The organism is Pseudomonas sp. MF6747, from assembly GCF_963890955.1.
GTDB lineage: Bacteria > Pseudomonadota > Gammaproteobacteria > Pseudomonadales > Pseudomonadaceae > Aquipseudomonas.
In genome coordinates, this window is record NZ_CAWPSZ010000052.1 from 106,928 (window position 1) to 130,562 (window position 23,635).

Below are 23,635 nucleotides of genomic sequence, written 5' to 3' on the forward strand. Positions count from 1 at the left end.
GCCCGCTCCTACAGGTTGATGTGGGCGCGGGCTGGCCCGCGATGACGGGCGCCCAGGCGCCGCGCTGGCTGATCAAAACTGATATTCAGCCCCCGCCCCCGCGTACCACGACCTTCCCGGCGCCGCTTCGTAATAGCGGAAGTTGCCGTCGCCGACGATCACCGAACCCACGTACTGGCGATCCAGCAAGTTATCCAGGCGCAGGGTCTGGTGGAAGGTCCAGTGCTCGACCTTCTGCTCGAAGCGCGCACGCCAGTTGAACACGCTGTAGGCCGGCGCGGCGCGTTGCTGGTTGGTGTCTTCCACGTAGACTTTGCTGCGGTACATGCCTTCAAGGGCCGTGCTGACCCAGTCGCGTGGTTTCCAGTTCAGCTCGGCGAAGAGCGTGGTCTGGGGGACGCCGGGCAGGTAGTTGCCTTTGTCGACCGCCGTGCTGGCGCCGCTGACGAAGTCGCTGTCATAGGTGGCTTGCAGGCGGGTGTAGGCGAGGTGGGTGCTCCACTGTTCGGTCAATTGGCTTTCCAGGCCCAGTTCGAAACCACGGCGCAAGGTGCGACCGGCGTTCTGGTAGGTGGTGCGACCGCCGCTGGATTGCTGCACGACCAGTTCGTCATCGGTGGTGATCTGGAACACCGCAGCATTCACGCGTGTGTCCTGGCCGATCCGGGCCTTGAGCCCCATTTCATACTGCTTGCTGACCGACGGCTTGAGCGCGAAATTGAAGCCGTTCGAGCTGCTGGAATACGCCGACTCCGCCTGGGTCGGGGTTTCTAACCCTTTGCCTGCGCTCACATAGCCATGCAGGTCCGGCGTGAACGCATACATCACGCTCACTGACGGGGTGTTCTTCTGGTAGGTCTTGTTGCCGCTGTCGTCGCCGTCGCTGAGGAAATGGTCGTCCACGTCCATCTTCATGGTGCTGTGACGCAGGCCGGCTTGCAGGGTCCAGTCGCCCAGCAGCCAGTTGGCCTGCACGAACGGGTCGAGGCTGGTGGCGGTGTCGATTTCGTCGCGGCCCAGCGCGCCTTTGACGCCGTGCACGCCGTTGAGGGTGTTGGAGTAGCCTTGGCGATCATCCTGGCTGCGGTCGTAGTCGAGGCCGGTGATCAGGGTCAGGTCGCCGGGAACGCTGGTGATCGGCTGCAGCCAGTGGACGGAGCCGCCGTAGAGTGTGCGGTCGAAGTTCACCACGCCGCCGCGTTTGTCTGACGCCGTTCCGCCGGGAATCGACAGGTACTGAATCACACTGCGCCGCCCTGTATACGCATTCACCTGCAGCGTGGCATCACCGATATAGCGCTCGTAATTCAGGCCCAATTGCTGATGATCGATGCTTTTTCGCGTGTTGTACTGCAGCGCGGCCGGTGCTACCGAGCGCGGGTCCGCCTTGTACGCGGCCCAGGTCTGGCCCAGCGGGTCTTGCGTGCCGTTTTGCTCCAGGCTGCTGTAGATCAGTGCCAGTTTGCTGTCGTCATCGGGTTGGACATTCAGCTTGGCAAAGGTCTGGTCACGACGGGCACTGCTGTGGTCGCGGTAGCCGTCGGTGTCCATGCGCGAGGCGTCGAGTACAAAACCGGCGCCATTCGCCGCGCCTTCGGCCGTCAGGTGGTTCTTGTTCAGGCCGTCACTGCCCACCAGCGTTTCGGCGCCGATGCGCGGCGGGCCTTCGCCATCGCGCGAGAACATCTGGATCACGCCGCCGGCATTGCTGCCATACAACGTGGCGGCCGGGCCGCGCAGCACTTCGATGCGTTCGGCGGTGTCGAGGTTGAACGTGGCGGCCTGGCCCTGGCCATCCGGAGTGCTGGCGGGGATGCCGTCGGCGATCAGCTTGATGCCGCGCACGCCAAACGCCGAGCGCGCACCGAAGCCGCGTGAGGAAATCTGCAGGTCCTGCGCGTAGTTCTGACGGTTCTGCACCACCAGGCCAGGCACGCGGGACAGGGCTTCGGAGGCATTGATGCCGAGTTGGCCCTCGCTGATCTGCTCACGGCTGATGCTGTCGACCGAATACGGAAGGTCGAACGTTGGGCTGGCGCTGCGTGAACCGGTTACCACGCTGGGGTCGAGGACCAGCGCTGCGTCTTCAGCCCGGGCGGTGTCGCACAAGGTGAACAGGCTTGGCAGCAATAGGGTGAGGCGAGCAAGGGTTTTCATGGGGCAGCCCGAATCCGTGGCGCATAAGACATAAACGCGCAAAAGGGCGCGAGTTTAGTGAAATGCTGAGTTTTTGCCATTTCGGATTTTTCGCACGCAATTTGGCGATGCGCTTGGGTGGGGGATCCGACCTTTCGCTGATAGCGTGGCCGGCCGTTGGCGATCACAGGACAATCACAATGAAAATCACGGCTGCAATGGGTATTGCCGCACTGCTGGTGGGCGGTTGTGGGACCGTCAACAGCGTCATTCGCAAAGACGGCGACACCGCGCGTGAGCTGCGGCTTATCAAAACGTACTGCCAGTCCATACCCCGCGTTTACAGTGGCGTGGCCTTTGATTTCTGCGCGCTGCACGCGGCTCCCGATCCAACCGGCATACTGATACCCTTCGTGCTGCTGGACATTGCAGCGTCCGGCATTGCCGATACCGTTGTGTTGCCCTACACGATTTATCGCCAGGCAAACGACGGCAACATCAGCGTCTATTGGCGCCCTGGCGGTTCTTGAGCGAGGCTGTGCATAAGCTGGCCATGACAAATGGAGTTGTCTATGAATCGTGGTTTCACCCTTCCATGGATGCTGACGCTCGCACTGCTCACCGGCTGCGGCACCATCAATACCGTGTTTCGCCCGGACGCTGTGGCCAGCCAGAGCCTCAAGGATGCGCACAGCCACTGCGAAAACGTGCCGCGTATCTACAGCGGCGTGATCTACGGGTTTTGTTACTTGAACAGTGAGCCCCAGCCTGAAAAAGGCATTAACAACCCAACCTTTGCGCCGCGCGAAAGCAATGCGTTCCCGGTCATTGCCATTGAGGCGATTGCCTCCGGTGTAATGGACACGCTGGTGCTGCCCTACACGATCTACCGCCAGAACAAGGACGGCAGCATTGAGATCTACCGCTAGGCGCAGTGACAACCGGTCGCCACATTCCCTAGATCATCACGTGGCGTGTTTACGCTATAATCCCGCCCTTTAGCTGTTTCTCGTCCAGGCGAGAGGCACACTTTTTTCAGGCGCAACCCGCCTGCATGCAGACTAAAAGAGGCTAGACCCCTGTGGCATTGACGATTCTTGGCCTGTCCGGCGCCCTTAGCCATGATCCTTCCGCAGCCTTGTATATCGACGGCAAGCTGATCGCGGCCGCCGAAGAAGAGCGCTTCGTACGCGACAAACATGCAAAGAACCGCATGCCCTACGAATCGGCGAAGTTCTGCCTGGAACAAGCCGGTATCAAGCCTTCCGACGTTGACGTGGTGGCGATTCCGTTCGCCCCGATCAGCCTGTTCGGCGAGGCGCGCTGGCACTATGCCAAGCGTTACTGGTACGCCCCGGACCGCGCCCTTGACGCGATCCTGATGGGCAACCGTCGCTACAAGCGCTACCGCAACAAGATCGTCTGGTGCCTGGAGCAACTGGGCTTCGATCCGAAGAAAATCAAGATCGAACCGGTTGAACACCACCTGGCCCACGCCTCCAGCGCTTACCACTGCTCCGGCTTCCAGGAGAAAACCGCGATTCTCGGGATCGACGGCAAGGGCGAGTACGCCACCACCTTCTTCGGCTACGGCGAAAACGGCAAGATCCACAAGATCAAGGAATTCTACGATCCGGACTCCCTCGGCGGCCTGTATGGCGCGATCACCGAGTTCCTCGGTTTCGAGATGCTCGACGGCGAGTTCAAGGTCATGGGCATGGCGCCGTATGGCGATGCCAGCAAGTACGATTTCTCGCGTCTGGCCTCGTTTGAGAACGGCGAGCTGGTGATCAACACCGACTACGCCAACGTCATCGGCCTGCGTCGCTACAAAGAGAAGGGCAAGGGGTTCTACTTCTCGCCAAAACTGATCGAGTGGCTGGGTCCCAAGCGCGAAGGCGATATCGCCGACGAGCCGTACATCCACTACGCGGCCAGCATGCAAGCGCTGTTCGAGAAGCTGGCCCTGCAGATGATCGACCACTACCTGGGCGACATCCTCAAAGACACCGGCAAGCTGGCCTTCGCCGGCGGCTGCGCGCTGAACGTCAAGCTGAACCAGAAGATCATTGCCCGCGATGACGTCAAGGAGCTGTTCGTGCAGCCGGCGTCCGGCGATGCCGGCACCGCGGTGGGTGCCGCCGCCTACGTGTCCCACGCCCGTGGTGTACCGGTCGAGAAGATGGAACACGTCTACCTCGGCCCGTCCTACAGCAACGAAGACGTGATCGCCGCGTGCGCCAAGCACGCAAGCAAACCGGTGTGGCGCAAGATCGAGAACATGCCCAAGCGCATCGCCAAGATCATGGTCGACGGTAACCCGGTGGCCTGGTTCCAGGGCCGCATGGAGTTTGGCCCGCGCGCGTTGGGCGGTCGTTCGATCATTGGTTGCCCAAGCGCCACCGGCGTGGCGGATCGCATCAACCACCAGATTAAGTTCCGCGAGCGCTGGAGGCCTTTCTGCCCGTCGATGCTCGACACCGTTGCGCCACAGATGATCAAGGTCGATCACCCGGCGCCGTTCATGACCTTCACCTTTGAAGTGTCGGAAGAATGGAAAACCCGTGTGCCGGAAGTGGTGCACGAAGACGGCACTTCCCGTGCCCAGGTGCTCAAGCGCGAATACAACCCGCGTTACTACGACATGATGAAAGAGCTGGAAGTACTGACCGGCAACGGCGTGTCCCTGAACACCTCGCTCAACCGTCGCGGCGAAGCAATGATCTGCTCGCCGACCGACGCGCTGAACATGTTCTTCGGCTCCGACCTGCAGTACCTGATCATGGAAGACATCCTGGTCGTCAAAGACGGCGTGGACCCTTATGACTCGGTCGGCTGATCGCCACGTCCTGCAGTTCTGCCACGGCTATGACGGGCCGTTCCTCGATTGCGCGCGGCAGTACGCCAGCCTGTTTGCAGGCTCGGGCTACAAGGTGACCACGGTGTTTCTCACCGGGGTCGCCGACCCCGATGTGGCGGCCGGTTGTGCCTCTGATGAAGTGTTGTTCATGGAATTCAGCTCCAAGGCCATTCGTGGCCTGAAGCTGGGCGCCATCGGTGAGCTGCGCAAGATCGCGGCGTCACGCAATTTCAGTTTCTGCATTGCTCACCGGTTCAAGCCGATCTATATCGCCTTGCTCGGCACGCGCTTGCCGGTGATCGGTGTGCATCACGCTTTTGGTGATTATCAGCGCCGCAGCCGCAAGCTGTTTGCGTCGATTTTCCGCAAGCGTTTGAGCCTGCTTGGTGTGTCCGATGCGGTGCGTGACGACATACGCCGTTGCTTGCCGGCCTGGCCGGCAGCGCGGATTCAAACGCTGTACAACCGCATCGACGTCGACGCCATGCAGGCCCTGCAGGTTCCGGCCGAAGCGGCGCGTGATGCGTTGGGGCTGTCGCCGGATGAGTGGGTGGTCGGCAACGTTGGCCGCCTGCACCCGGACAAGGACCAGGCGACCTTGCTCAAAGGGTTTGCCCTGGCGCTGCCGCATTTGCCGGCACAAAGTCGTCTGGCCATCCTCGGCACCGGCCGCTTGGAGAAAGACCTCAAGGCCTTGGCCCGTGAGCTTGGGATTGCCGAGCAGGTGCTGTTCCTTGGCCAGGTGCCGGATGCGCGCCGTTACTTCCGAGCCTTCGACGCCTTTGCCCTGAGTTCCGATCACGAGCCTTTCGGCATGGTACTGCTGGAGGCGATGGCCGCCGGCGTGCCGCTGTTGGCAACAGCGTGTGGTGGCGCCCGGGAAGTGGTCGAAGGCGTGGGGATCCTGTTTCCCTTCGGCGATGCCGAACACTTGGGCCAGGGGCTTCGGCACCTGGCGGCAATGGATCGTCAGCAGCACGCGCAATGCGCCCAGATGATGCTGGAGCGCTTGCACGAGCAGTTCTCGGACCAGGCGGTTCGCGCTGCCTTCTGGCAGCTGCCGCACGTTACTGAACTGACCGCGAGGGCGTGATGCTCAATCGATTCCAAGGCTGGCGCGAGCGTGGCTGGTCCGTCGTTGACGCGTCCACCTACAGCGACGCCTGGCAGCGTTATGGTGGCAGTGTTGCCACCCATCCGCAGGTGGTTGAGCGTCTTGCCGGGCTGGCCGAGATTCCTGTGCGCTACCTGGCGTGGGAACACGGCGGCGAACTCAAGGCCTGTATTGCGACCTGGGGCCAGGACTTGGCGTTATCCAAGGATGTGCTCAAGCGCAAAGGCAAGAAGGGCTTGTTCGACCTGGGCAATGCCGAGTTGATTCTGCCGGCCGCCGCCGATGCTCAAGCCCCTTTGCGTCATCGCGCGCGCTACCTGTCGGCGCTGAATGAAGGCCGTTTTGCCGGCATCAAGCTGCAGACCGAGCAGTTGGCCATGGCGCGTACCCCGGAAGAACTCTCGAAGAAATTTCGCTATAACCAGCGCCGCGAGTTGCGTCTGCTGGAAGAGGCGGGCGGTGTTGTGCGTGCGGTCCAGACGTTCACCAGTGCCGAGCTGGCGGCAATTTACTGTGATTTGTTCCAACGCCGCTGGGGCTTTCCCGCCACCGGCGCCGAGCGCATGGCGCAGGTGATCGAACTGCTGCGTGAATGGTTGATCGGCTCGGTGATTTTCCTCAACGATGCGCCGATCGCGATTCAGCTGGTTTACCGCGTTGAAGCGCCAGAGTGGGTCAGCGTCGAGTACGTCAATGGCGGCGTAGACCCTCAGACGCGTGAGTTCAGCCCCGGCAGCGTGCTGAGTTTCCTCAACACGCAAAGTGCCTGGGAACAGGCGCGGGAAGCCGGCAAGCCGCTGCGATTTTCGTTTGGCCGGGCAGACCGCGAGTATAAAGACCGTTGGTGCAACCCGGTGCCGGTGTTTAAGGTATGAGTGATTCTCCCAGCCGCAAGCAAGCCCTGCTCAAACGCCATCGCCGCAACAAGCGTACGGCGCTGCTGGTCGGTTTGCTGGTGTTGATCGGCGTCGGCGTGGCGGTGGCCTGGTGGCTGCCGCTGCTGCTGGCAATTCTGGCCTGGGTGGCCCATGAAGCCTGGTTTGCCGACCATCTGTTTTACTCGCCCGGCGACGACTATCAGTACGCCTTTGCGGCGGAGACCGAGCAACCCAAGGTTGTTCTGGATAACGGCCGATTGCTGCTGGAGCAGGCGCTGGAGCTGTCGGGCGACGAGACGCTGATCCTTGCGCTGCGGCTCAAGAGCGGCTTGCTGGGGCGCTTTATTGATCCGTTTATCGCCTTGCCACAGGGCGATCGGCAGGTGTTCGAGCGCGGCGTCAACGGCTTGCGCTACTTGAATCTCACCGGCCAGGCGCAAGCGCTGCTCGCGGGGCAACTGCGCCTGAGCGGCCGGTTCTGCCGTGTGCAAGGCACGCCGGTGTTGTCGGTATTTCGCCAGCCCGACGTGCGTCAGCAGCGGGTGATGGTGATTGCGCCCCATGCCGATGATGCCGAGCTTGCCGCCTTTGGCCTGTACAGTCAGGCGGCGCAGCCCTGGATCGTGACGTTGACGGCCGGCGAAATCGAAGCCGAGCATTATCAACAGATGGGCCTGGGCAAGCCCGAGGCTGCACGCCTCAAGGGCCGGTTGCGCGCCTGGGACAGTATCGCCGTGCCGCGTTGGGCGGGTGTGCCGCAGGAAAACTGCGTGCAGCTGGGGTACTTCTGCCTGCAGCTGGCGGCGATGAGGGCCGAGCCTGATCGCGCGGTGGCGTCACGAGAAGCCGAGTTGAGCGACATTCGCGTGTTTCGCCAATTCAACCCGTTCCCCTTGCCTGCGGATGCCGATGGTCGGCCGACCTGGAACAATCTGCTGGCAGATCTGCGCGCGGTGCTGCTGATGGCGCGTCCTGACGTTATCGTGCTGCCGCATCCGGTGCTCGACCCGCACCCTGACCATGTCTGCGCACAGCATGCCGTGCTGCAAGCCCTGCAAGGGCTGGAGTGGCAGCCGACCACGCTGCTCGGCTACGCCAATCACCTGCATGACAACGACCGCTGGCCGATGGGCGATTCGGGCAACGGCATCGCGTTGCCGCCCTGTTTTGATTCGACCATCACCTTGCAGCCCTTCTGCGTGCCGGTGTCTGCCGAACAACAGCGTGACAAGGCCATGTCGCTGGGCATGATGCATGACTTGCAGCCCAGGATGCCGTTCAAGCGGCGCGTGCGGCGTGCGATCCAACGGTTGCTGGCCGCAAGGGCCATTTCACCCTGGGGGGGAAATGAGTTTTACCGCAAGGCTGTAAGGCGACATGAACTTTTTTGGTTCATCAAGCACAAGTAAGGTTACGTAACGTGGAGGGGCGCAGTGCGCTCCCGCAAAAAATGACAGTGAGTCCGTTTTGATCAATCAGTGCCCCCGCATCCTCTTCCTCATTCCTTACTTTGGCCGCTGGCCATTCTGGATGCCGTTTTTTCTCGAAAGCTGCCGACACAATGCCGATATTGACTGGCTGTTATTCAGCGACTGCCCGATACCGAGCAATGTGCCGGACAACGTCAGGATTGAAAGCATTACCTTCTCCGATTACTGCGCGTTGGTATCGCAACGGTTGAACATCCCGTTTGCCCCGCAAGCGGCTTATAAGTTGTGTGACATCAAGCCTGCGCTGGGGCATATCCATGCTGATCGCCTCCAAGGTTACGACTTCTGGGCGTTTGGCGACCTGGACCTTGTTTACGGCAATCTGCGTCGCTATTTCACGCCCGATCGACTGGCTGGCTATGATTTGTTTTCGACCCACGAACGACGGGTCGCCGGCCATTTGTGCCTGATGCGCAACACGGCCAGAAAGCGCCAGGTGTTCATGCAGATCAAGGATTGGGAGGCGCGTTTCACTGATCAGGCGCATCATGCGCTGGATGAAGGCGCGTTCAGCAGGATTTTCCTGTGGCGCAAGAATTTTCCGAAACCGTTGTTCGAGTTGGTCGGCAAGCTCAATCCCTGGCGCCGCCGCAGTGAGTTCACCGAGGCGTTCAGTACGCCGGGCGGTGTGATCAAATGGCACGACGGCAGTGATCGCTTCCCGCATCAGTGGTTCTGGAATAACGGTCGTCTGACCAATGACAGGGATGGCGAGCGCGAATTTCCCTATTTCCATTTTGTCTGCTGGAAGCGTAATCAGTGGCCACGGTTACCGGAGCCCGACAGCGAGTACGTCGAGGCGCTGGCGGCTGAACCGTCGTGGGTCGTTGATGCCACAGGTTTCCATCGAGGAGAGTTATGAGTCGGCGTTTCAAGGTCCTGCAATTGCAGCCTGACTACAATGTTAAATCCCATGATTTTGCCGACCTGGCCGAACAGATCGTCAAGGCATTGCCTGCGGACCGCTATGAAGTCACCGCCGCGTTTTTGCGTGGCCGACCCGGGCCCGCGGACCCGGTCAGCCGGGCGGCAACGTCGGTCTACTTCGATTTCTCCGACAAGGCGCTCAAGGGCTTGAGGCTGCGCGCCATGTGGCAGATGTATAAGTTCTGTCGCAAGGAACAGTTTGACGTGGTGGTGTGCAACCGCTTCAAGCCGGTCAACATGATGTTGCAACTCAACCGCTGGTTGAAGATTCCACTGTGTATCGGGATCTCCCACGGCTTTGGCGAGTATGACCGTCTCTACCGCCGTAAACAGGCGCAGCGCTGGATCGACGAGCATTGGCGGTTTGTCGGGGTGTCGCCGGCGGTCAAACAGTACTTGCTGGACTGCAAGTGCGGGTTTACCGACAGCAATACCTACGCGATTACCAACGCCATCGACATCGAGCAGGCCGAAGGCTTGCAGCATTCGCGCGAACGCGCGCGTGAGTTACTGGGCATCGACCCTTCGGTGCGATTGATCGGCGCCCTGGGCCGTCTGGTTCCAGTCAAGGGGCACACCTATTTGCTGCAGGCGTTTGCAGCGCTCAAGGATAAATACCCTGCGGCGCAACTCGCCATCATTGGCGCGGGGCGCGAGCAGGCCAACCTGGCCGCGCAGATCCAGAGCCTTGGCCTTGATGGGCGGGTGCACTTGCTGGGCTTCAAGGAAAACGCCCTGCAGTACGTGCGCGCTTTCGATATCTGGGCCATGCCCTCGCTGGCAGAAGGCTTGGGCCTGGCGCTGCTCGAAGGCATGAGCGGTCGCCTGCCGGTGATCGCCTCCAGTGTGCCGGCCATGCTGCCTTTGATTGAAGGCGCCGGTGGCCTGGCAGTGGAGCCGGCCAACGTGCCCGCATTGACCCAGGCGCTGGACACGTATCTGGCGCTGTCCGATGAAGCGCTCGCACAAAAGGGCGAGCAGGCTTACCAGTACCTTCAGGCGCAACATGACATTGAGGTGTTCCGCCAGCAATACCTGGAGCTGATCGAATCCGGGTTGGCCCAAGCACGCAGGAACAATGTATGAACCCAAGTCAGCCCTTGGTCACGGTGATCATCGCCTCGTACAACCACGGCCCGTACATCGAGGAAAGCATCCTCAGTGTGCTGAACCAGACCTACCCCAACATCGAACTGCTGGTGATTGATGACGGCTCGACAGACGACAGTGTCGAGCGCATCCGCCGCCTGCAGGAGCGCCACACCTTCGACTTTCGCGTCCAGCAGAATCAAGGCCTGACGAATACGCTCAATGGCGCTATTGCACGCTCCCAAGGCCCGCTGATCGTGCCGTTTGGCTCCGACGACATCATGAAGCCAGAGCGCATTGCGATTCAGGTGGCTTACATGGACGGCAAGCCGGATGTGGGTATCTGTGCGGGTAACATCGAGCTGATCGATTCGCGAGGCGAACTGCTTCCCGAGAAGCGCCAGCGCCGCGACGTGCCGTTTCGGCGCCTGGACTTCGACGACATGTTCCTGGAGCGCAAACCCTATCCGCCGGCACCCACGCTGATGATTCGGCGTGAGGCGCTGGAAAAGGTCGGTGGGTTTGACCCCGAGATTCGCCTGGAAGACTTGTTGATCGAGTTGAAGATCACCCATGCCGGGTACTTCATCGATGGTCTGAACGTGGTCATGGCCCGCTACCGCAAGCACGCCACCAACTCGTACAAGAACCACCGATTCATGATCGACAATATCCTGCGCTCTTACGCGTTGTTCAGTGACCACCCGCTCTATGACGAGGTGCGTTACAAGTTTCTCAGCTCCATGTTCCTCAAGACCTCCAACCGCAATCGCGTGTTGGCGCGAGAGTTGTTGGCGCAGATCCCGTTTCGGGCCTGGAACAAGAAAACCTGGCGGGGTTTGGCGCGGCTGTATTTTTCGCCGCTGGAAAAAGACTGACACGCCAGTGTGCGCCCCTCGCCGGGGCGCACTTGGCATGTATCAAGCGGCCGGGCGTGCCAGGGTCAGCACGTGCTCACGGAGTTTGACCGTGGCTTGCGGCGACGCAACCAACGCATAGCCACTGGCCAACTGTTCAAAGTGAGCTTCGAACAACCAGTTGCGGTCCTGCGTGTAGCGTTGCATGTGCTTCACGTTGCGCTGGCGCAGCGTGTTGCGCAGCGGCGACGGATAAATGCGCATGTCGGCCACGTCGATCAGGCCGAACTCACCATCGTCCATCAGCAGAACGTTGCCCAAGTGCAGCGAGCGGAAGTACACGCCGCGCTCATGCAGTTGGGCCATGAACCTGCCAAAGCGTTCTATCAGCGATTCTCGCAGGCTGCTGTCCAGGCTCTGCAGCGCCTGGCGCAGGGTCAGGCCGGGCAGGGGCTGATAGCGCACGGCACTGCTGCCATCGCGCAAGCTGTACACATCCAGAATCCGCGGTGACGCGATACCCAGTTGCTGCAGGTGTTCGCTGTTGCTGGCGAAGCGTTCCGAATACGGATTGAAACCCCCGGACGTGTACCAGCGGCGCGCCCTGAACAGCTTGAGGAAGCTGCCGTCCTCAAGGCGCAGGACCTTGGGCCCAAGACCATCTTCCTCGATGACGGCAGCGCCTTTACGCAGGGCGTCGAACGCCAGCGGTGCGGGCGTTTGCACACGCATGCCGAGCAGGCTGCGACGGCGCTTGGCGATACTCAGGCCGGCGATCAGCGCCAGCGGAATCCACAGCAGGAACCAATGCTCTTTAGGGCGCGACAGGATCCCGCCGCCTTCAGTCAGACCGGCGCCGATGCCATAGGCCAGCAGGGCGGACGCCAGCAGAAACAGCGGTTGTGCGCGCTCTTTGAAACCTTTGTACAGGCCCCAGCCGAGCATGAAGATCCACGGGATAAAGCCGATGATGCCGACGTAATAGAGCACGCCGAGAGCAAAGCTGTGCGGTTCCATCAGTTCGTAACCGTCCACGATCAAGGACAGTTCGGAGTCGTAGCTGTGGCCGATCAGCGGATGGTCGGCGATACGCTGCAGGGTCATGCCCCACAATTCAAAACGGTACGAACTGCCACGCTCGGTAATCGCTTCAGGATAAAACAGCAGCAGCGCTGCAGCGCCAAGCACCAGGGCCGCGATCATCAGTGCTGAACGGCGATTGCGGCTGACAAATGCGATCCACACGGCGGCCAGCGTCAGCGCAACCAGTGGCGTGCGAGAGCCGGTGGCCAGGACTGCAAGCGTCATGACCGCCAGCGCAGGCGCGCTGAACAACAACACCTGCAAGCGCTGGGTGGTGATGCAGACATACAGCCAATAGATGCAGAAAAAGCCGAACAGATGGGAGCTCAGCAGTGGGTTATCGAGAGCGCCCAGGCCGCCGATCATGCGCATGCTCACGCCGGGCACGAAGCCTTTGGCGAACGCCATCAGGTTGAACAGGCACACCACCAGGGCAATGACGGCGGCGCTGAAAAAGATCGGTTTGAACAGCTCGCTGCGGTAGTGCAGCAACAGCCCACAGCCGGCAAACAGCATGAAGGTTTGCAGCGGCACCTTGAACAGGTTGGAGTCGCCGGTGGGTTGCGGGCTCCACAGCACGGTGATCAGCGCCCAGGCGCAAAATGCCAGAAGCGCAATGATCAAAGGTTCGCGCAGCAGTTCTTTGATTTCCCGCGGGCGCAGGCACAGCAGGAACAAGGTCGGCACACTGAAAAAGCCGTAGTAGAGACGGTGCATGACGTTGCGGTTGGTGACGTAGAACAATGAACTCAGAAGCAACAACAAGCCAATGGGCAAAATCCATAGGACCAGGAAGTCGAAAACGCGATTTGAGCCATAAATAAGGCGCTTGGAGTGCATACAGAAAAGCCATTCCAGAATAGAGAAAGCCGACCATCTTAAAGTAGTGGCTATATAATGTCGTCGGCTGGATCCAACCAGGCCGAGGGTCATACCGGGTGCAAGTACAACAGAGAAGCTGTGCTAAAGTCAGCCTCCTTTTTCAAAACGCCGCGTGATATGACCGACTCCAGTCCGAGCGCAAGCCCTTCGAGCTTGAAAATATACTTCCGCCTGCTCATGTACGTTAAGCCCTACGCCGGCTTGTTCGCGTTGAGTATTGTCGGATTTCTGATTTTCGCGTCGACCCAGCCCATGCTGGGGTACATCCTCAAGTACTTCGTCGACGGTTTGTCCAACCCTGAAGCGGTGCTGTTTCCCAGCGTACCGTTCCTGCGTGACCTGCAATTGCTGCAAGCCGTGCCGTTGTTGATCATTCTGATCGCAGCGTGGCAGGGCCTGGGTTCGTTCCTGGGCAACTACCTGTTGGCCAAGGTTTCCCTGGGCCTGGTCCACGACCTGCGCGTGCAGTTGTTCAACAACCTGCTGACGCTGCCCAACCGCTACTTCGACAACCACAACTCCGGGCACCTGATTTCGCGCATCACCTTTAACGTGACCATGGTCACGGGCGCGGCGACCGATGCCATTAAAGTGGTGATCCGCGAAGGCATGACGGTGATCTTCCTGTTCGCCTCGCTGCTGTTCATGAACTGGCGCCTGACGCTGGTGATGATCGCCATCCTGCCGTTGATTGCGGTGATGGTCAGCACGGCCAGCAAGAAATTCCGCAAGCAGAGCAAGAAGATCCAGGTTGCCATGGGTGATGTGACCCACGTGGCCTCGGAAACCATTCAGGGCTACCGTGTGGTGCGCAGCTTCGGCGGCGAAGTCTACGAGGAGAAGCGTTTCCTCAAGGCCAGCCAAGGCAACACCGACAAGCAACTGCGCATGACCCGCACTGGGGCGATCTACACTCCGTTGCTGCAACTGGTGATCTACACCGCCATGGCGGTGCTGATGTTCCTGGTGCTTTACCTTCGCGGTGATGCGTCGGCGGGTGACATGGTGGCCTACATCACATTGGCCGGGCTGTTGCCCAAGCCGATCCGTCAATTGTCGGAAGTCAGCTCGACCATCCAGAAAGGTGTGGCCGGTGCCGAGAGCATTTTCGAGCAGTTGGACGAAGAGCAGGAAATCGACCGCGGCACCGTTGAGCGCGACAAGGTCAGCGGCCGCCTGGAAGTGCGTCACCTGAACTTCACCTACCCAGGCACTGAGCGCCATGTGCTCAAGGACATCAGCTTCACCGCCGAGCCTGGGCAGATGATCGCGCTGGTGGGGCGTTCCGGCAGCGGCAAGTCGACCCTGGCCAGCCTGATTCCGCGTTTCTACCATCACGAGAGTGGTGAAATCCTGCTCGACGGCGTAGAGATCGAAGATTACAAACTACTAAACCTGCGCCGGCACATCGCCCAGGTGACCCAGCATGTGACCTTGTTCAGCGACACCGTCACCAACAACATCGCCTACGGCGACCTGGCCGGCGCGCCACGTGCGGACGTTGAAGCGGCGGCGGCGGATGCCTATGCCAAAGACTTCATCGACCAATTGCCGAAGGGTTTCGACACCCAGGTTGGCGAGAACGGCGTGCTGTTGTCCGGCGGCCAGCGTCAGCGCCTGGCGATCGCGCGGGCGTTGCTCAAGAACGCGCCGTTGCTGATTCTCGACGAGGCCACCTCGGCCCTCGACACCGAATCCGAGCGGCACATCCAGGCCGCACTGGACAAAGTCATGCAGGGCCGCACGACGTTAGTGATTGCGCATCGCCTCTCTACCATTGAGAAGGCCGACCTGATCCTGGTGATGGACGACGGCCGGATTGTCGAGCGCGGCACTCACGCCGAGCTGCTGGCCCAGAACGGCTATTACACCCGCTTGCATGCCATGGGCCTGGATGCGCCGGTACCGGCCGACATCACCTGAGTCAGGGGCCACCGGCCCAGCGTGGGAGCGGGCTTGCTCGCGAATGCGGTAGATCAGTCATAGAGATGTCGACTGACACGCCGTCTTCGCGGGCAAGCCCGCTCCCACATTTGTTTCATCAGCGGATTCGCTCTCCGTCTCCCGTACCATCTTCTGTCACGCCCTCCACAAGCCTCCTGTAACCCTGTGCTAATATCGCGCCCCTGTTCATTTTGTATGTGGGTTGCTCCATGAAGTTGTCCATGCCGCGATTCGATCAAGCCCCTGTCTTGGTGGTCGGCGATGTCATGCTCGACCGTTACTGGCATGGCGGTACCTCACGGATTTCCCCTGAGGCACCGGTACCGGTAGTCAAGGTCGAGCAAATCGAAGACCGTCCAGGTGGCGCTGCCAACGTTGCCCTCAATATTGCCGCGCTCGGCGCCCCGGCCTCCCTGGTGGGTGTGACCGGCGACGACGAAGCCGCCGACAGCCTGGCCAACAGCCTGCGCGGTGCCGGCGTGCGCGCACTGTTCCAGCGCATCGCCCATCAGCCGACCACCGTCAAGCTGCGGGTCATGAGCCGTCACCAGCAACTGCTGCGTATTGATTTTGAAGAACCCTTCGCCACCGACGCCTTGGCGCTGAGCGAGCAAGTCGACACGTTGCTCGAAGGCATCAAGGTGCTGGTCTTGTCCGACTACGGCAAAGGCGCCCTGAAGAACCACCAGATGCTGATCCAGGCCGCCAAGGCCCGCAACATTCCGGTACTGGCCGACCCCAAGGGCAAGGACTTCTCGATTTATCGGGGCGCCAGCCTGATCACGCCAAACCTCAGCGAGTTCGAAGCCATCGTCGGCGGTTGCGCCGACGAGCACGAGCTGGTGACCAAGGGCGCCACGTTGATGGCCGACCTCGACCTGGGCGCCTTGCTGGTGACCCGTGGCGAGCATGGCATGACGCTGCTGCGTCCGGGCCACCCGGCGATGCACTTGCCGGCGCGTGCGCGTGAAGTGTTCGACGTTACCGGCGCCGGCGACACCGTGATCTCCACCCTGGCTGCCTCGATTGCAGCCGGTGAGGAATTGCCCCACGCCGTGGCCCTGGCCAATCTGGCGGCGGGCATTGTGGTCGGCAAGCTGGGCACCGCGGCCATCAGCGCGCCGGAATTGCGCCGGGCTATCCAGCGCTCCGAAGGCTCCGAGCGTGGTGTGCTGACCATTGAGCAATTGCTGCTGGCGATTGACGATGCGCGGGCCCACAACGAAAGCATTGTGTTCACCAACGGCTGTTTCGACATCCTGCACGCCGGTCACGTGACCTATCTTGAGCAGGCCCGAGCCCAAGGCGATCGCCTGATCGTTGCGGTCAACGACGACGCTTCGGTCAGCCGCCTGAAAGGCCCTGGCCGTCCGATCAACAGTGTTGATCGGCGCATGGCGGTATTGGCCGGTCTGGGCGCGGTGGACTGGGTGATCAGCTTCTCCGAAGGCACTCCGGAAAACCTGTTGGCCCAGGTCAAGCCCGATGTATTGGTCAAGGGCGGCGACTACTCCGTCGATCAGGTCGTGGGTGCCGATATCGTCGGCGCTTACGGCGGTACGGTGAAGGTGCTGGGCCTGGTCGAGAACAGCTCGACCACCGCTATTGTCGAGAAGATCCGCAACAATGAGTAACGCTGATAAGTGGGTCCTGATCACCGGCGGTGCCGGTTTTATCGGTTCGCATCTGGTTGATGCGTTGCTTGCCAAAGGCTACGCCGTGCGGGTGCTGGATGACCTGTCCACCGGCAAGCGCAGCAACCTGGCGTTGGGCAACCCGCGTGTGCAACTGATTGAGGGTGATGTGGCCAATGCCGAGCTGGTGGCGCAAGCCGCCGTTGGCGTGAGCGCCGTGGTGCACCTGGCCGCAGTGGCCTCGGTGCAGGCGTCGGTGGATGACCCGGTGAGCACTCACCAGAGCAACTTCGTCGGTACCCTGAATGTCTGCGAAGCGATGCGCAAGGCCGGGGTCAAGCGCGTGGTGTTTGCGTCCAGCGCGGCGGTGTATGGCAACAATGGTGAGGGCGCGTCGATTGACGAAGAGACCACCAAGGCGCCGCTGACACCTTATGCCTCGGACAAATTGGCCGGTGAGCATTACTTCGATTTCTACCGCCGCCAGCATGGCCTTGAGCCGGTGATCTTCCGCTTCTTCAACATCTTCGGGCCACGCCAGGATCCGTCCTCGCCGTATTCCGGGGTGATCAGTATTTTCAGCGAGCGTGTGCAGCAGGGTGTGCCGATCAGCGTGTTTGGTGATGGCGAGCAAACCCGCGATTTCATGTACGTGGAAGATTTGGTCGATGTGCTGGTACAGGCCATCGAAGCGCCCGACGCGCCGCTGGGTGCGATCAACGTAGGCTGGAACCGCACCACCACGCTCAAGCAGGTGTTGCAGGCGCTGGAAGAAGTGGTGGGTCAGTTGCCGACGATCACTTACGGGCCGGCACGCTCGGGGGATATTCGGCATTCGCGGGCCAATAACCAGCGGCTGTTGGCGAGTTTCACGCTGCCTGAGCCCACGCCGTTGAAGGTGGGCCTGGAGCGGTTGCTCACGGGCTGAACCGTCAACTGTAGGAGCCGCTTTATCTGGGAGCCGGGCAAGCCAGCGCCCGGATCAGAGCGGTTTCACCCCTTGGCTTTTTTCTTCGGCACAATCTTGCGCAGCATCTGCCGCGCCTTGCCGGTCAATCGCTTCAGTTTCGACTCTTTTTCAGGCTGGGCCAGGCCTTGCTGCCTGAGCCAATCCTTCCAGCGAATCCGCTCATCACGTACCAACCAGCCGTCTTGCTGAGCAAAGCTTTCGGCCAGGTATAAACCGCGTGTGCTGGCGGGATACAGCTGGTCTTTCTTGACGGTGTACAGCTCTGCTACAGGCTGGCCATCTTTGAGCGGCATCAGGTACAAATCCGGGCGCTTGCGGTCCAGCCGGGCTACCAACTGGTCGCCTTCAAGTCGCTCATCCACATGAAACAGGCTGAGGGATTTGGCTTCCTTCGGCACCTCAAGGCGCAAGTCATAAATCAATTGCAGCGACGCCGTCGGCAGGTGCACGTAGGCCCGTGGCCGCTCGATCAATTGCGTGGTCGCGCAGCGCACCGGGCGGGCGGCGCCCGACAAAGGGCTCAACCGAAATGGCAGTGCTTCACGGTAATGCAGGGCGGTGGAGTAGGGCGCCGGCAGCCAGGTGTCGTTGAAGCGTCCGCCGAGCCAGCCTTCAGGCGTCTCCAGCAGGCATTCTTCGGCAATTTCCTGGATGGCGGTGTGCAGCGGCAGGTTCAGTTCGTGGGCCGGCACATAGCCCGAGATCAGCTTGAGCACCACGTCGCCACGGTCCTGGCGGCGTTGGCGGACCAATACCCAGTAATCCTTGTTTTGCCAGTGCAGGGTCAGTCGCACCGACACACCGAGATTCGCCAGTTCCAGGGCGAAACGCTCCGGGTCCGCCACCTCCACCGGCTTGCGCCGTTGCAGGGTCTGGGCGAAGTTGAGCGGCATGCCCACGCTCTGGTAACTCAGGCCTTCGGGGGTGGCTTCGACGTGCAGCGGCAGTGTTTTAAAGTTGCTGGGGTTTTTTCTAATAAGCGTGCGCGGCATGTCGGCTCCTTCTTGCGACGGGGTCGGCCGCGTCGGCGGCATCAGAGTTGACGAATGACCTTGGCAGCGGTCGCCACGTTATGGGCCAGGTGCAGCGGATTAATGGTCCCGACAATAGCACTGGCGACGCCCGTTTGCGCAAACAACAACATGAAACTGGCGTGAATTGGATCCATTCCAGGCTCCAGGCACACGTGGCCGCTGGCCAGGGCTTTTTTCACCAGGATGCCTTTGCCATGGGCAGCGGCGTAATCAATGACGGTTTTCTCGCTCTGTTCGTTCAGATTGTAGGTGACCATTGCGCAATCACCTTGTTCCAGAGCCTTCACGCCGCCTTCGACGGTTTTGCCGGAGAAGCCGAAACCGCGAATCTTGCCCTCTTTTTTCAGCGCTGCCAGGGTCTGGTACACCTCGCAATCATTGAGGATATGCAGGTCATTGCCATCGGAGTGCACCAGCACCAGGTCGATAAAATCCGTTTCAAGTCGTTTCAAGCTGCGCTCGATCGACATCCGCGTATGGGCCGCACTGAAATCATGCTGCGACACGCCATCGGCAAACTCTTCACCCACCTTGCTGACAATCACCCAGTCATTGCGTTGGCCGCGTAACAGCGGCCCCAGGCGTTCTTCGCTGCGGCCGTAAGCCGGCGCGGTGTCGATCAGGTTGATGCCCAGCTGGCGTGCCTGGCGCAGCAGCGTGCGCGCCTCGTCATCATCAGGAATCTGGAAGCCGTTGGGGTATTTCACCCCTTGGTCGCGGCCCAGTTTTACTGTGCCCAGGCCCAGTGGCGACACCAGCAGGCCGGTGCTGCCCAAGGGGCGATGCAGGTCGTGCAGGGTGGGCAGACTCATGGCAACAGGTGCTCCCAGGCAGGTTGGCCGAGGGCTGGTTTTGGCAGCTCGGGCAGGGCGTCGTTGTTGGCGCTCGGCTGGATACCGTCGCGTTGCAGAGCGTTGAGTACGCGGTCAGCGAAGTCTGGCGCCAGCGCCAGTTTGGTCGGCCAACCCACCAGCAGGCGGCCCTCTTCGGCAAGGAACGCATTGTCGGGGCGGGTCAGGCCCGATTGCAGCGGCTCGGCGCGGTCCACGCGCAAGGTCGCCCATTGCGTCTGGCTCATGTCGATCCACGGCAGCAATTGCGCCAGCTCTTTTTGCGCAGTGGCGATCTGTTCTTCAGGTGTGCGCGCCACGCCATCGGCCTCGGCGATATCGCCGCCCATGTACCACACCCAGTTGCCATCGGCGGCCGGGTGGGTGGTGATGGTCAGGCGTGGCTTGGTGCCGCCGCCCAGGCAGTGCGCATACAGCGGCTTCAAGCCCGGGCCCTTGGCGATGATCATATGCAGCGGGCGCTTTTGCATGGCGGGCTGGCTCAGGCCCAGGGCGCTGAGCAAATCAGCCGTGCCGCCACCGGCACTGAGCACGATGCGCTGGGCGCGAATCTCACGGCCGTCAACCTTCAAACCCACCAGGCTATCGCCATCGCGCAGCGGTTCGATGTGCTGGCCGGCGAGCAAACCGTCACCCGCCAGTTGGGCCAGACGCTCGATCAGGCTCGGCACGTCGACCACCAGCTCGGCCAGGCGGTAGACCTTGCCCTTGAAGCGACGGTCCTGCAGGGCCGGCGGCAATTCGTCGCCCTTGACCTGGTCGACACGGCCACGCACGGCCTTGCTGGCGAAGAAGCTGGTGAGGTTGCCGGCGAGTGTGCCGGGCGACCACAGGTAATGGGCTTCGGACAGCAGGTGCACGCCCGACAGGTCGAGTTCGCCATCACCCGCCAACGCCTCGCGCCAGCGGCGCGGCATGTCGGCAATCGCTTCGGACGCGCCGGTGAGCGCGCCGTGCAGGGCGTATTTCGCGCCGCCGTGGATGATCCCCTGGGACTTCACGCTTTGCCCGCCGCCCAGCGTGGCGCTTTCCACCAACACCGTGGAAAACCCCTGGCGGCGCAGGCGCGCGTTAAGCCAGAGGCCAGCAACCCCGGCGCCGACAATCAGAACGTCGGTGGAAATAACGGATGGCATCGGCGACCTCAGTGTTCAAGACAAGAGGCGCAGTATACAGGCTGTTGAGTGGCGGTCAGTGCCCGGCGGTTTTCGAGAACAGCTGAATCACCACCACGCCCAGCACAATCAGGCCCATGCCCAGCATCGCCGGCAGGTCGAGCTTTTGCCCATAGATGAACAGCGCGGCGACACTGACCATCACGATGCCCATGCCGGCCCACACCGCATACGCCACGCCCACCGGCACGGTGCGCACCACCAGGGTCAACATCCAGAACGCAATGCCGTAGCCGACGATGACCAGCGCCAGTGGAAGCGGTGTGCTCCAGCCCTTGACGGCTTTCATGGATACGGTTGCGATCACTTCCGAGCAAATGGCGATGGCCAGGTAGAGGTAGGCGGCATTCATGGGGTAATCCTCGGTGTGTGACGTACTTGAATAAGGTCAGCATTCTAACGCTTCGGCAGATGGGATAAAGTCATTACCTATCCGAATTCAAGATGGGTTGAACCATGAGCGTGCAGTGGAACCTGGACCAGATGCGCCTGTTTGTCAGCGTTGCCGAACAGCGTTCGTTTTCGGCGGTGGCCCGCGACCAGCGCAAGGCGCAATCGGCGGTGAGCAACGGTATCGCCCTGCTGGAAGCGGACCTGGGGCTGAGCCTGTTTGAGCGTAGCAGTGGCCGCCAGCCGCGCCTGACCGAAGCCGGCAGTGTGTTGCTGGAGGAAGCCCGTGAGGTATTGCGCCAGTGTGAACGGCTCAATGGCCGCGCGCTGTCACTGACCCGTGGCGAGGAAGCCTGCCTGCGCCTGGCCCAGGACGAGGCCATGCTGTTCCAGCCGGTACTCGACAGCCTTGAGGCGCTGGCCGGGCAATACCCGCAGCTGGAGGTGCAGCTTTCCAGCGCCGCTCAAGGCGATGTGGCGCGCAAGTTGGTGGAACGCAAGGCCGACCTGGGCCTGTTGTTTTACCACGACCAAATCCCTGAGGCGCTTGAGCGGCGGGTGGTGGGCAGTGTGGAAATGGTCACCGTGTGCGGTGTGAATCATCCGCTGGCCGAGCAACCGTACGTGACCTGCCAGCATCTGGCGCAGTTTCGCCAACTGTTGATGTCGACACAGACCAGCGTCTACCCCGGCAGTGAAGCCGCCAGCCCACTGGTATGGCGCGCCGACAGCTTTTACGTGTTGGCCGAATGGCTGATGAGTGGCCTGGGCTGGGCCTGGCTGCCGCGGCACATCGTGCAGTACCCGACTTATCAACAACAAATGGTTGAGCTGGACAGCGAATGGACACCGCCCGCGCTGGTGGTGGAACTGGTCTGGCGCCGTGACGAGCACCTCGGTCCCGCAGCGCGCTTCCTGGCCGCACGATTTGCCGAGTGCTTGCAGGCGATCGACTGAAAAAGCCGATAAACTCCGCCGCCATGAATAGAACTCTCTACAGCTGTCTGTTTTACCTGGCGCTGCCGTTGGTGGCTTTACGTCTGTGGCTGCGTGCGCGCAAGGCGCCGGCCTACGCCAAGCGCGTCGGCGAGCGGTTCTCCTATGGCCTGCCGGTGATGCAGCCGGGCGGGATCTGGGTGCATGCGGTATCGGTAGGTGAAAGCATCGCCGCCGCGCCGATGATTCGCGGGCTGATGGCGCGGCATCCGACGCTGCCGATCACCGTCACCTGCATGACGCCCACCGGTTCCGAGCGCATCCAGGCGCTGTTCGCCAATGAACCGCGCGTACAGCATTGCTACTTGCCGTATGACTTGCCGTGCGCGGCCAAGCGTTTTCTAGATCGCGTGCAGCCTAAGCTCGCCGTGATCATGGAAACCGAGTTGTGGCCCAACCATATTCACGCCTGCGCCCAACGCGGTATTCCGGTGGCGCTGGCCAATGCGCGGTTGTCGGCGCGTTCGGCCAAGGGCTACGCACGATTCGCCAAGCTCACCGCACCGATGCTGGCGCAAATGAGCCTGTTCGCCGTGCAGACACACACCGAAGCCCAGCGCTTCCTGAGCCTGGGCGCGCGCCCGGAAACCGTCGAGGTGACCGGCTCGATCAAGTTCGACCTGACCATCAACCCCGAGCTGCCGGCGCGCGCTGCCGCCTTGCGCGAGCAATGGGGCGCCAGCGAACGCCCGGTGTGGATCGCCGCCAGCACCCATGAAGGCGAAGACGACGTGGTCCTGGCTGCGCATCGCCAGCTGCTCGAAAGTTATCCCAATGCATTGTTGATTCTGGTGCCGCGTCATCAGGAGCGCTTCGGCCCGATGTTCGAGCTGTGCGGGCAGCAAGGATTCACCACGGTGCGCCGCTCCAGTGGCGAGCCTGTGACGGCGCAAACGTCGGTACTGCTCGGCGACACCATGGGCGAGTTGCTGTTTCTCTACGCCCTGGCCGACAGCGCGTTTGTCGGCGGCAGCCTGGTGCCGACGGGCGGGCATAACCCGCTGGAGCCGGCAGCGCTGGCCAAGCCTGTGATCATGGGGCCGCACCTGTTCAACTTCCTCGAAATCAGCGCAATGATGCGCGAGGCCGGGGCGTTGCGGGAGGTGGATGACGCCGAGGGCTTGGCCGAGGCGGTGCGGCAGCTGTTCGAGCTGCCGCAGGATGCGCGCAAGATGGCGCAGGCGGGGCTGGCAGTGATGCAGGCCAACCAGGGCGCACTGAAGCGCCTGCTGGATGGGTTGGACAGACTGATTCAACGCTGATCCAAAGGTGGGAGCTGGCTTGCCTGCGATGCAAACGCCTCGGTCCATCAGGTAGACCGAGGT

At 61.5% G+C, this 23,635-nt stretch carries 20 protein-coding genes; 14 read left to right on the plus strand and 6 right to left on the minus strand.

Annotation, left to right across the window (positions count from 1 at the left end; genetic code table 11):
• Positions 1–72: 72 nt before the first annotated feature.
• Entirely contained in the window at positions 73–2,157 is a 2,085-nt protein-coding gene (locus AACW30_RS29130; RefSeq protein ID WP_200624013.1) for a TonB-dependent receptor family protein, read from the minus strand.
• A 179-nt stretch (positions 2,158–2,336) separates the two neighbouring features.
• Between AACW30_RS29130 and AACW30_RS29135 the strand changes: the two genes are divergently transcribed.
• The 9 genes from AACW30_RS29135 to AACW30_RS29175 all read left to right on the plus strand — a co-directional run bounded on the left by AACW30_RS29135 (position 2,337) and on the right by AACW30_RS29175 (position 11,372).
• Entirely contained in the window at positions 2,337–2,666 is a 330-nt protein-coding gene (locus AACW30_RS29135; protein ID WP_106577582.1) for a YceK/YidQ family lipoprotein, read from the plus strand.
• A gap of 42 nt (positions 2,667–2,708) precedes the next feature.
• Positions 2,709–3,065 carry a YceK/YidQ family lipoprotein gene (locus AACW30_RS29140; RefSeq protein WP_200624014.1) on the plus strand — a complete coding sequence of 119 codons (357 nt, stop codon included), beginning with the start codon at positions 2,709–2,711 and terminating at the stop codon, positions 3,063–3,065.
• A gap of 152 nt (positions 3,066–3,217) precedes the next feature.
• On the plus strand, positions 3,218–4,975 hold the full coding sequence (locus AACW30_RS29145) for a carbamoyltransferase family protein (protein ID WP_119737974.1): 1,758 nt from the start codon (positions 3,218–3,220) through the stop codon (positions 4,973–4,975).
• Positions 4,959–6,089 carry a glycosyltransferase gene (locus AACW30_RS29150; RefSeq protein ID WP_200624015.1) on the plus strand — a complete coding sequence of 377 codons (1,131 nt, stop codon included), beginning with the start codon at positions 4,959–4,961 and terminating at the stop codon, positions 6,087–6,089. The genes AACW30_RS29145 and AACW30_RS29150 overlap by 17 nt, the downstream gene beginning before the upstream one ends.
• Positions 6,089–6,985: an antimicrobial resistance protein Mig-14 gene (locus AACW30_RS29155; RefSeq protein ID WP_106577586.1), complete on the plus strand. Its 897-nt coding sequence runs from the start codon at positions 6,089–6,091 to the stop codon at positions 6,983–6,985. The genes AACW30_RS29150 and AACW30_RS29155 overlap by 1 nt, the downstream gene beginning before the upstream one ends.
• Positions 6,982–8,397, plus strand: coding sequence for a PIG-L deacetylase family protein (locus AACW30_RS29160; protein ID WP_200624016.1), 1,416 nt, complete (start codon positions 6,982–6,984; stop codon positions 8,395–8,397). The genes AACW30_RS29155 and AACW30_RS29160 overlap by 4 nt, the downstream gene beginning before the upstream one ends.
• A gap of 58 nt (positions 8,398–8,455) precedes the next feature.
• The gene (locus AACW30_RS29165) at positions 8,456–9,340 is read left to right on the plus strand and encodes a DUF6625 family protein (RefSeq protein WP_200624017.1); all 885 of its coding nucleotides are present in this window, start codon (positions 8,456–8,458) and stop codon (positions 9,338–9,340) included.
• On the plus strand, positions 9,337–10,491 hold the full coding sequence (locus AACW30_RS29170) for a glycosyltransferase family 4 protein (protein ID WP_106577589.1): 1,155 nt from the start codon (positions 9,337–9,339) through the stop codon (positions 10,489–10,491). Before AACW30_RS29165 ends, AACW30_RS29170 begins: the two co-directional genes overlap by 4 nt.
• Positions 10,488–11,372, plus strand: coding sequence for a glycosyltransferase (locus AACW30_RS29175; RefSeq protein WP_200624018.1), 885 nt, complete (start codon positions 10,488–10,490; stop codon positions 11,370–11,372). The genes AACW30_RS29170 and AACW30_RS29175 overlap by 4 nt, the downstream gene beginning before the upstream one ends.
• A 42-nt stretch (positions 11,373–11,414) precedes the next feature.
• Here the strand turns inward: AACW30_RS29175 and AACW30_RS29180 are convergent, their stop codons facing one another.
• On the minus strand, positions 11,415–13,274 hold the full coding sequence (locus AACW30_RS29180) for a bifunctional O-antigen ligase/aminoglycoside phosphotransferase family protein (protein WP_179678329.1): 1,860 nt from the start codon (positions 13,272–13,274) through the stop codon (positions 11,415–11,417).
• Positions 13,275–13,433: 159 nt separating this feature from the next.
• Here AACW30_RS29180 and msbA point away from each other — a divergent pair, with 159 nt between their 5' ends.
• From msbA to AACW30_RS29195, 3 genes are all read left to right on the plus strand, one after another.
• Entirely contained in the window at positions 13,434–15,239 is a 1,806-nt protein-coding gene (gene msbA / locus AACW30_RS29185) for a lipid A export permease/ATP-binding protein MsbA (RefSeq protein WP_200624019.1), read from the plus strand.
• A gap of 230 nt (positions 15,240–15,469) precedes the next feature.
• Positions 15,470–16,894, plus strand: coding sequence for a bifunctional D-glycero-beta-D-manno-heptose-7-phosphate kinase/D-glycero-beta-D-manno-heptose 1-phosphate adenylyltransferase HldE (hldE, locus tag AACW30_RS29190; protein ID WP_106577765.1), 1,425 nt, complete (start codon positions 15,470–15,472; stop codon positions 16,892–16,894).
• On the plus strand, positions 16,887–17,822 hold the full coding sequence (locus AACW30_RS29195; RefSeq protein WP_145160105.1) for an NAD-dependent epimerase/dehydratase family protein: 936 nt from the start codon (positions 16,887–16,889) through the stop codon (positions 17,820–17,822). The genes hldE and AACW30_RS29195 overlap by 8 nt, the downstream gene beginning before the upstream one ends.
• Positions 17,823–17,887: 65 nt before the next feature.
• Here the strand turns inward: AACW30_RS29195 and AACW30_RS29200 are convergent, their stop codons facing one another.
• Genes AACW30_RS29200 through AACW30_RS29215 form a run of 4 tightly spaced genes read right to left on the minus strand, consistent with a single transcriptional unit; the run spans position 17,888 to position 21,276 of the window.
• Positions 17,888–18,856: a metal ABC transporter ATPase gene (locus tag AACW30_RS29200; RefSeq protein ID WP_106577594.1), complete on the minus strand. Its 969-nt coding sequence runs from the start codon at positions 18,854–18,856 to the stop codon at positions 17,888–17,890.
• Between the two features lie 41 nt (positions 18,857–18,897).
• Positions 18,898–19,710, minus strand: coding sequence for an aldo/keto reductase (locus tag AACW30_RS29205; RefSeq protein WP_200624020.1), 813 nt, complete (start codon positions 19,708–19,710; stop codon positions 18,898–18,900).
• Entirely contained in the window at positions 19,707–20,885 is a 1,179-nt protein-coding gene (locus AACW30_RS29210; RefSeq protein ID WP_200624021.1) for an NAD(P)/FAD-dependent oxidoreductase, read from the minus strand. The genes AACW30_RS29205 and AACW30_RS29210 overlap by 4 nt, the downstream gene beginning before the upstream one ends.
• A gap of 55 nt (positions 20,886–20,940) precedes the next feature.
• The gene (locus tag AACW30_RS29215; protein WP_106577597.1) at positions 20,941–21,276 is read right to left on the minus strand and encodes a DMT family transporter; all 336 of its coding nucleotides are present in this window, start codon (positions 21,274–21,276) and stop codon (positions 20,941–20,943) included.
• Between the two features lie 104 nt (positions 21,277–21,380).
• Here AACW30_RS29215 and AACW30_RS29220 point away from each other — a divergent pair, with 104 nt between their 5' ends.
• Complete coding sequence (locus AACW30_RS29220) at positions 21,381–22,271, plus strand: LysR family transcriptional regulator (protein WP_200624022.1); 891 nt, start codon at positions 21,381–21,383, stop codon at positions 22,269–22,271.
• Positions 22,272–22,294: 23 nt separating this feature from the next.
• The gene (gene waaA, locus AACW30_RS29225; RefSeq protein ID WP_200624023.1) at positions 22,295–23,572 is read left to right on the plus strand and encodes a lipid IV(A) 3-deoxy-D-manno-octulosonic acid transferase; all 1,278 of its coding nucleotides are present in this window, start codon (positions 22,295–22,297) and stop codon (positions 23,570–23,572) included.
• The last annotated feature ends 63 nt before the right edge of the window (positions 23,573–23,635 follow it).

Coding starts and splice junctions, on each gene's coding strand:
- AACW30_RS29130 (WP_200624013.1), bottom strand. CDS start 2,157: ATGAAAACCCTTGCTCGCCTCACCCTATTGCTGCCAAGCCTGTTCACC.
- AACW30_RS29135 (WP_106577582.1), top strand. CDS start 2,337: ATGAAAATCACGGCTGCAATGGGTATTGCCGCACTGCTGGTGGGCGGT.
- AACW30_RS29140 (WP_200624014.1), top strand. CDS start 2,709: ATGAATCGTGGTTTCACCCTTCCATGGATGCTGACGCTCGCACTGCTC.
- AACW30_RS29150 (WP_200624015.1), top strand. CDS start 4,959: ATGACTCGGTCGGCTGATCGCCACGTCCTGCAGTTCTGCCACGGCTAT.
- AACW30_RS29155 (WP_106577586.1), top strand. CDS start 6,089: ATGCTCAATCGATTCCAAGGCTGGCGCGAGCGTGGCTGGTCCGTCGTT.
- AACW30_RS29160 (WP_200624016.1), top strand. CDS start 6,982: ATGAGTGATTCTCCCAGCCGCAAGCAAGCCCTGCTCAAACGCCATCGC.
- AACW30_RS29170 (WP_106577589.1), top strand. CDS start 9,337: ATGAGTCGGCGTTTCAAGGTCCTGCAATTGCAGCCTGACTACAATGTT.
- AACW30_RS29175 (WP_200624018.1), top strand. CDS start 10,488: ATGAACCCAAGTCAGCCCTTGGTCACGGTGATCATCGCCTCGTACAAC.
- AACW30_RS29180 (WP_179678329.1), bottom strand. CDS start 13,274: ATGCACTCCAAGCGCCTTATTTATGGCTCAAATCGCGTTTTCGACTTC.
- msbA (WP_200624019.1), top strand. CDS start 13,434: ATGACCGACTCCAGTCCGAGCGCAAGCCCTTCGAGCTTGAAAATATAC.
- hldE (WP_106577765.1), top strand. CDS start 15,470: ATGAAGTTGTCCATGCCGCGATTCGATCAAGCCCCTGTCTTGGTGGTC.
- AACW30_RS29195 (WP_145160105.1), top strand. CDS start 16,887: ATGAGTAACGCTGATAAGTGGGTCCTGATCACCGGCGGTGCCGGTTTT.
- AACW30_RS29200 (WP_106577594.1), bottom strand. CDS start 18,856: ATGCCGCGCACGCTTATTAGAAAAAACCCCAGCAACTTTAAAACACTG.
- AACW30_RS29205 (WP_200624020.1), bottom strand. CDS start 19,710: ATGAGTCTGCCCACCCTGCACGACCTGCATCGCCCCTTGGGCAGCACC.
- AACW30_RS29210 (WP_200624021.1), bottom strand. CDS start 20,885: ATGCCATCCGTTATTTCCACCGACGTTCTGATTGTCGGCGCCGGGGTT.
- AACW30_RS29215 (WP_106577597.1), bottom strand. CDS start 21,276: ATGAATGCCGCCTACCTCTACCTGGCCATCGCCATTTGCTCGGAAGTG.
- AACW30_RS29220 (WP_200624022.1), top strand. CDS start 21,381: ATGAGCGTGCAGTGGAACCTGGACCAGATGCGCCTGTTTGTCAGCGTT.
- waaA (WP_200624023.1), top strand. CDS start 22,295: ATGAATAGAACTCTCTACAGCTGTCTGTTTTACCTGGCGCTGCCGTTG.